The following is an 8,200-nucleotide window of genomic DNA, read 5'->3' as shown; positions in this document are numbered from 1 at the left end:
ATGCAATGTGTTGCGGTTGGTACAGGTATTATGTTAGAGAATATCGACAAATTACCACGTCGTGCTTTGAAATAAAGTGAAACTTTCATCAGTGGGGCACCCAACTGATTATTATTTCAAAAATAGCTGGATAAAGTAGAAGGAACTAAGGTGTAAACCTTAGTTCTTTTTTATTTTTCTATTTTTTTATTTCGTTTTTTTGCGAAAATGAGAGAAAAATAAAGAAAAACGAAGGAAACAGGTGAAATATTCATATATATGGTTAAATTTAATATTTCCTTATTTGAAAACGTTTATAATATAATGAGTCGAATACGACATTAAGGCAAATAATGTTTCAATACATATTGCCTTTCCCTAATCTGGGCATACACTCTTTTCTACCTCCGTGTCAGTTGCAGGAATGTGCAACTATTTTAAGGGAATAGAGTGTGTGCATTTTTTTATATGGAGAAGTAAGTATACTAAATATAAAAATTCACTTTGTAATGACAAACGATAAACAAAATGGGATAATAACAATATGTCCAAGTGGTAAGACCAATATTGCAAAAGGGGCGATCATTACATGCTAAATATAGAACAAATTAAAGAAATCATTCCTCACCGCTATCCATTTTTACTTGTTGATAAAATATTAGAAGTAGATGAAGGAAAAAGAGCGGTTGGAATTAAAAATGTATCTGCAAACGAAGAATTCTTTAATGGACACTTCCCTGACTATGCAGTTATGCCTGGCGTACTTATTGTAGAAGCGTTAGCACAAGTCGGAGCGGTTGCTGTATTAAAGAAAGAAGAGAACCGCGGAAGACTTGCTTTCTTCGCAGGTATCGACAATTGTCGTTTCAAAAAACAAGTACGCCCTGGTGATCAACTTCGCCTAGAAGTTGAAATGACACGTGTACGTGGCCCGATTGGAAAAGGAAAAGCCATTGCGACAGTAGATGGTGAAGTTGCATGTGAAGCTGAAATCACATTTGCAATTGGTGATAAAAAAGAATAGAGAAAAAATAAAAAAATCTCCTTGTGAACGTACAAGGGGATTTTTTTATTTATGTTATATAACGATAAAACAATAATATACAAACTAATCAGAAAATTACTTGTAAATAGATGGTAATTACCATATAATTTACTTTATCATTTATTTAGAAAACTGGATAAGTGATAAAGGTAATGAAGAAGTAAGGGCATTGTCATATTGTTAAGGCACTTATATAAGACAAAGTAGAATGTTATTGATTATGATGAGATGTGGGGAAATTAGCAATACAAAATATTAATTAGACGTATGAAATCGAGCATAAGAGAGAGAAAAGGGAAATGTCGCATTTCACAAAAGGAGATTATGAATATGTTCGGGAGAAAGAAAAGAAAACCATTACGACAATTAATTGCACATAAAGAGCCTAAATCGCGTATTACAGAACAATATCGTAACATTCGTACAAACATTGAATTTACATCTGTAGATAATCATGTTCGGTCTATTATTGTTACCTCGGCAGATCCAGGTGATGGGAAAACAACGACAATCGCAAACTTAGCAGTTGTTTTCGGTCAACAAGGAAAGAAAGTTTTATTAATTGGAGCTGACTTGCGTAAGCCGACGATACAAAACTTATTTGCCATTCATAGTTCAAATGGGTTAACGAACTTATTATCAGGCCAAGCAAAGCTTATGCAATGCATTCAAAAAACAGATATAGAGAACGTATATTTAATGGCAGCAGGTCCAATCCCGCCAAACCCAGCAGAATTATTAGGAAGCCGGGCGATGGACGAAGCGTTGCTAGAAGCATATAGCATGTTTGATATTATTTTAATCGACACACCACCTGTCCTTGCGGTTACGGATGCACAAATACTCGCGAATAAATGCGATGGAATCGTGCTCGTTGTACGCAGTGAAAAGACAGAAAAAGATAAAATCGTAAAAGCGAAACAAATATTAGATAAAGCATCAGGAAAACTACTAGGTGTTGTTTTGAACGATAAAAGAGAAGAAAAAGAGCAATATGGTTATTACTAAAATATGAAAAAGCCAACAAAAAATTTTGTTGGCTTTTTATTGTTTTCTGAAAATTATTTATCAAGTTATACACTCTAAAAAACATGATATGATAAAATTTTTGGGAAATGATTGGAATGTGTTGTCATATTTAAGATTATTTTGTAAGATTAAACTTGTTTCTTGTGAACAAATATAGAACTGAATTATTAAAAATAAAAAATGTAAGATTTATATGTTATAATTTTTCCTATGTGTAAATTTTAGAAAGTTGGAGGAACTTATGGAAGAAACAATTAATCTAAAAGAGTTATTTCATATCTTAAAAAAACGTTTAGCAATGATCCTCGTAATCGCATTTGGTGCAGCCATTGTAAGTGCTATCATTAGCTTCTTCTTTATGACACCAATCTATCAATCTTCGACGCAAATTCTTGTTAATCAGAAGAAGCAAGAAGGGGCAGCGATTCAGTTTAATGAAGTGCAAACAAATATTCAATTGACCAATACATATAAGGTTATTATTAAAAGTCCTGTTATTTTGGACCAAGTGAAAGAGAAGTTAGGTTTAAATATAGCGACGCAAGAATTAAACAAGCAAATTGAAGTAACGAATGAAAAGGATTCGCAGGTCGTATCAGTAACTACACAAGATAAAGATCCAAAGTTAGCTCGTGATATTGCGAATACAACAGCAGAAGTCTTTAAAAGTGAAGTTGCAAAGATTATGAGTGTTGATAATGTAACAGTATTATCAAAAGCAGAAGTTGCAGAAAATTTATCTCCAATTAAACCACTTCCAATGCTAAATGTAGCAATCGTTTTCGTTATTGGTTTAATGGCTGCAATTGGTCTTGCATTCTTACTAGAATACTTAGATAACACAGTGAAAAAGGAAGAAGACGTAGAAAACTTACTTGGATTACCAGTGTTAGGTATTGTCGCTCGTATGGATGAAGAAACATTGAACATGAAATCACATGCACCATCATCAAGAAAAGTGAGGGGACAAACAATTGGCTCTTAATTTATTTAAAAAGAAAAAGAATCATCGCCAACGTCGTCAACTAATTGCTCATCAACAACCGAAATCTCCAATTTCAGAGCAATATCGTAATATTCGAACGAATATTGAATTTGCAGCTATTGATACGAATTTACATTCATTAATGGTAACGTCTGCGAATCCAAGTGAAGGGAAAACGACAACGACAGCTAATATGGCAGTTGTGTTTGCACAACAAGGAAAGAAAGTATTATTAATTGATGCAGATATGCGTAAACCAGCAATGCACCAAATGTTTCAAGTAGATAATATTTTCGGACTGACGAACGTATTAACACATAGTGAACGTTTAGAGAAATGTGTACAAACGACATCTGTAGACAATCTAAGCTTTTTAGCATGTGGTCCAATCCCACCAAATCCAGCAGAATTGTTAGGTTCGAAATCAATGAAAGAACTTCTTGGACAAGCGTATAGCATGTACGATTTAGTTATTTTTGATTTACCACCAATTTTAGCGGTTACAGATGCGCAAATTATGGCAAATGTATGTGATGCTTCTATTCTTGTCGTTCGTAGTGAAGCAACAGAAAAAGAAACAGCAGTAAAAGCAAAAGGATTGTTAGAATCGGCAAAAGGTAAACTGCTAGGTGTTGTCCTGAACGATCGTGAACGTGAAGAAGGCTTATATTATTATTACGGTGCAAACTAATTAAAAGAGTGAGATATGGTCGAAACATATCTCCTTTTTTCCCTTGAATATGAGATATCTCACATTCAAGGGAAAAGAGATTCCTAGGAAAGAGGGAGGATAAAATAAATGATTGATTTACATTGTCACATTTTACATGGCATCGATGACGGTGCACAAACCGTAACAGATAGTTTAGCGATGGCACAACAAGCTGTAGCAGAAGGAATACATACAATTGTCGCAACGCCGCACCATCAAAATGGGAAATATATAAATGAACGTACCTCCATTATTCATAAAGTAAAACAACTAAATGATGAACTACAACAACATAATATTCCACTTACCATTTTACCAGGGCAAGAGGTCAGGTTATATGGTGATTTATTAGAAGACTATGAAGCTGGTAAAATCGTTACCTTAAACGAAACAAATAAATATATATTCATTGAATTTCCATCTAATCACGTACCGCGTTATGCTGAACAATTATTATACGACTTACGTGTTAAGGGAATGATTCCAATTATTGTTCATCCAGAACGTAATGCCGAGTTAATCGAGCGACCTGATAAGTTATATAACCTTGTAAGCAAAGGGACATTAACGCAAGTGACGGCAGGTAGTTTATTAGGGAAATTCGGAAAGAAAATTAAAAAGTTTTCACTACAACTTGTGGAGCATAATTTAACGCATATGCTTGCTTCTGATGCGCATAACACAACGTCAAGAGGATTTCATTTAGCGGAAAGCTACGAATTAATTGAGAAAGAATTCGGAATGAGTGTTATGAGCGATTTGAAAGAAAATCCGTATTTATTAATTAGTGGGAAGGCGATTTATAAAGAAGACCCAGAACAAATCCGTCGTAAAAAATTGTTCGGTATTTTTTAATAAAGAACAGGTGATGTCTCCTGACCGTTATCAATGGGGGCACTCGGTCGTGCTGTGGGTAGAAAATTTATTTTCGAACCTACCTTAGACGCTTGTCGTCGGGAGTATGGCGTGAGGTTGGGTTAGATGCCCATATTTTATTTATAATAGAAACTCTACCTATGGAGTTATAACTATAACTCCATAGGTAGGGTTTTTGTTATTGTTACATATAAATAAAAAGATATGGGGGACTAAAATTGAAAAAGGTAAGAAAAGCGATTATTCCAGCTGCTGGTCTTGGGACAAGATTTTTACCAGCGACGAAAGCGATGCCAAAGGAAATGTTGCCGATCGTTGATAAGCCGACAATTCAATACATAATAGAAGAAGCGATTGAATCAGGAATTGAAGATATTATTATTGTTACTGGAAAAGGAAAGCGCGCGATTGAAGATCATTTTGATCATTCATTCGAACTAGAACAAAACCTTTTAGAAAAAGGAAAGTATGAAATGCTTGAAAAGGTACAAGCTTCTTCAAGAATTAACATCCACTACATAAGACAAAAGGAACCGAAAGGACTTGGGCATGCAGTATGGTGTGCACGTAAGTTTATTGGAAATGAACCATTTGCGGTATTACTTGGTGATGATATTGTACAAGCAGAAACACCATGTTTACGTCAATTAATGGATCAATATGAAAGTACACAGTCGTCAGTTATTGGTGTACAAACAGTACCTGAAAATGAAACACATCGTTACGGTATTATCGATCCAGTTGAACAAAACGAGCGTCGTTATCAAGTACGTCAATTTGTTGAAAAACCAGCCCAAGGAACAGCACCATCAAATTTAGCGATTATGGGTCGTTACGTATTAACACCAGAAATTTTTATGTTCCTTGAAAACCAACAAACAGGTGCAGGTGGGGAAATTCAGTTGACAGATGCGATTCAAAGTTTAAATGAAATTCAACGAGTGTTTGCTTATGACTTTGAAGGAACCCGTTATGATGTTGGAGAGAAATTTGGATTTATTAAGACAACGATTGAGATGGCACTTCAGCATGAAGAATTGAAAGAAGAATTGATGAAATATATGAATGAGCTTGTAAAGAAAGAAAATATACATGCATAAAGGTGAGGTGGGAGAGCATTGAACTTGGTAAAAGTATCAAGCGGAGAATTGGAAAAGGAAAATAATATAGAGCTTGATTTGAAAAAAGTAAATGCAAGTAAAGGATATTTAGTAGCTAAACGTTGTATTGATTTTATTGGAGCGTTATGTGGACTAATTTTATTATCTCCTGTTTTTTTGATTGTAGCAGTGTTAATTAAATATCAAGATCCGAAAGGACCTGTGTTGTTTAAACAGATTCGTATTGGAAAAAATGGAAAAGAATTTTATATGTATAAGTTTCGCTCAATGGTTGTAGACGCAGAAGAGAAATTAAAGGATTTATTAAAACATAATGAAGTATCTGGTGCGATGTTTAAAATGAAAGAGGATCCTCGAGTTACAAGAATTGGGAAATTTATTCGAAAAACAAGTATTGATGAACTACCACAATTATTAAATGTATTAAAAGGTGAAATGAGCTTAGTAGGACCACGTCCACCACTTCCCAGAGAAGTAAAGGAATATACAGCATATGATAGGCAGCGTTTACTTGTTACTCCAGGATGTGCGGGGCTTTGGCAAGTAACAGAGAGAAATAGTGTCGGATTCAAAGAAATGGTCGATCTAGATTTAGAATATATAAACAAACGAAGTGTAATCTATGATTTGAAAATTATTTTTAAAACGATTCAAATTATGATTAAGTCTAATGGTGCATCTTAGTAGTAGTAGCTAACTCGTAGAAAAGAGGTTGGAAAAATGGATAAAAAGATTTGTGTAATGGGTCTAGGATATATTGGGTTACCAACTGCTAGTTTACTAGCAACTAAAGGATTTCAAGTGCTTGGTGTCGATGTAAATGAAAACGCAGTTGAAATGATTAATAGTGGTAAAGTACATATTTATGAACCAGACTTAGATATTTTAGTTAAAGCAGCTGTACAGAGCGGGAAGTTGAAGGCCTCATTACAGCCTGAAGAAGCTGACATTTTCATTTTGGCAGTACCAACGCCATTTAAAGATGAACATAAACCAGATTTAGCATATGTAGAAGCTGCAGCAAAAACAATCGCTCCTGTTATAAAAAATGGGGATATTGTTATTCTTGAATCTACAAGCCCAATCGGTACAACGGAAAAAGTAGCGGAATGGATTTTAGAAGAGCGATTAGATTTAACAACTTCTGAGGAAATGCATAGTGAAAAAGGTAGAATTTATGTGTCGCATTGTCCAGAACGTGTATTACCAGGGCATATCTTAAAGGAACTAGTAGAAAATGATCGTATTATCGGTGGATTGGATAAAGAATCTACCAAGCGTACAGTAGAGTTTTATAAACAATTTGTAAAAGGAAAAATTCTTGATACGAATGCAAGAACAGCAGAGATGGCGAAGTTGACTGAGAACTCTTTCCGTGATGTAAATATCGCCTTTGCAAACGAACTATCGTTAATATGTGATAAGTTAAATATTAATGTTTGGGAATTAATTCGTTTAGCAAATCGTCACCCTCGTGTAAATATTTTACAACCTGGTCCAGGTGTAGGTGGACATTGTATTGCTGTAGATCCTTGGTTTATTGTAGATGCTGCACCTGAAGAAGCAAAACTTATACATACTGCAAGAAATGTAAATGATTATAAACCAATGTATGTTGTTGAAAAAGTAAAAGAAAAAGCAAATCGCTTTAAAAATCCAGTGATTGCTTGTTTAGGACTAGCATTTAAAGCAAACATAGATGATTTACGTGAAAGCCCAGCCCTAGAAATTGTTAAACATTTAGCTGCATCTAGTGTAGGAGAAGTTATTGCAGTAGAGCCACATGTAAATGAATTACCAGCTTCTCTTCAAGAAAAAGGAATTTCTCTTCTTTCAACTGAAGAAGCTGTAGTTAAATCAGATATTATTTTAGTATTAGTTGATCATGAAGTTTTTAGTTCAATTGACTTTGATCAATTGAAAGAGAAAGTAGTTATTGATACAAAGGGATGTATCAAATAATATTTATTTAATAAAATATAAAACATTTAATTGCAGAGTGCTTTTCATTCTAGATAAAGCACTCTGTTATTTTTATTTTTAGATGGTATGGCGGTATAAATCTAAAAAAAATTTATGTAAATTATTAAAGAAAGAGTTGAAAAGATAGTGAGATTATTAGTACTTACTAATATGTATCCAAAAGAAACCGAATTATATAGAAATGCTTTTATACATCGTCGAGTTGTACAATATATACATAGAGATTGTGATGTTCGGGTCTTTGTGATGGATAAAAATAAAGATAAACATGGAACATATAGTTTTGATGGTATTAATGTAGTTGAAGGAAATAGAAATTGTCTTTTGGATTGTATAAGGGACTATAAACCAGATAAAATTTTGATTCATTTTATTGATAAGGATATGATGAGTACGTTAAAAGATTTAGAATTTTCTTATCCTTCTATTGTATGGGTTCATGGAGTAGAGGCATTGGGATGGTACAGAAG

The 8,200-nt window shown here is 33.9% G+C and carries 8 protein-coding genes and 1 pseudogene; all 9 read left to right on the top strand.

What is annotated here, in order from left to right; genetic code table 11:
• The first annotated feature begins 568 nt into the window (after positions 1-568).
• Positions 569-1,003 carry a 3-hydroxyacyl-ACP dehydratase FabZ gene (fabZ, locus tag JDS92_RS28780; protein ID WP_000931959.1) on the top strand — a complete coding sequence of 145 codons (435 nt, stop codon included), beginning with the start codon at positions 569-571 and terminating at the stop codon, positions 1,001-1,003.
• A gap of 351 nt (positions 1,004-1,354) precedes the next feature.
• Entirely contained in the window at positions 1,355-2,032 is a 678-nt protein-coding gene (locus tag JDS92_RS28775) for a CpsD/CapB family tyrosine-protein kinase (RefSeq protein WP_141559863.1), read from the top strand.
• 262 nt (positions 2,033-2,294) lie between these two features.
• Entirely contained in the window at positions 2,295-3,038 is a 744-nt protein-coding gene (locus tag JDS92_RS28770; protein ID WP_199632953.1) for a YveK family protein, read from the top strand.
• A complete protein-coding gene (locus tag JDS92_RS28765; RefSeq protein ID WP_001207153.1) occupies positions 3,028-3,729 on the top strand; it encodes a CpsD/CapB family tyrosine-protein kinase in 702 nt (233 codons plus the stop codon). Before JDS92_RS28770 ends, JDS92_RS28765 begins: the two co-directional genes overlap by 11 nt.
• A gap of 108 nt (positions 3,730-3,837) precedes the next feature.
• On the top strand, positions 3,838-4,605 hold the full coding sequence (locus JDS92_RS28760) for a tyrosine-protein phosphatase (protein WP_199632952.1): 768 nt from the start codon (positions 3,838-3,840) through the stop codon (positions 4,603-4,605).
• Between the two features lie 239 nt (positions 4,606-4,844).
• On the top strand, positions 4,845-5,726 hold the full coding sequence (galU, locus tag JDS92_RS28755) for a UTP--glucose-1-phosphate uridylyltransferase GalU (protein ID WP_199632951.1): 882 nt from the start codon (positions 4,845-4,847) through the stop codon (positions 5,724-5,726).
• Positions 5,727-5,744: 18 nt separating this feature from the next.
• On the top strand, positions 5,745-6,431 hold the full coding sequence (locus tag JDS92_RS28750; protein WP_199632950.1) for a sugar transferase: 687 nt from the start codon (positions 5,745-5,747) through the stop codon (positions 6,429-6,431).
• A 36-nt stretch (positions 6,432-6,467) separates the two neighbouring features.
• On the top strand, positions 6,468-7,709 hold the full coding sequence (gene wecC / locus JDS92_RS28745) for a UDP-N-acetyl-D-mannosamine dehydrogenase (protein WP_199632949.1): 1,242 nt from the start codon (positions 6,468-6,470) through the stop codon (positions 7,707-7,709).
• A gap of 147 nt (positions 7,710-7,856) precedes the next feature.
• Positions 7,857-8,200 (top strand): annotated as a pseudogene (locus tag JDS92_RS28740) (glycosyltransferase family 4 protein); the annotation flags it as partial.

The sequence above is a fragment of the Bacillus cereus group sp. N12 genome (assembly GCF_016483575.1).
Taxonomy (GTDB): domain Bacteria; phylum Bacillota; class Bacilli; order Bacillales; family Bacillaceae_G; genus Bacillus_A; species Bacillus_A toyonensis.
Note: the sequence above shows the minus strand (reverse complement) of the source record. Positions and strands in the feature narration are given on the sequence as shown.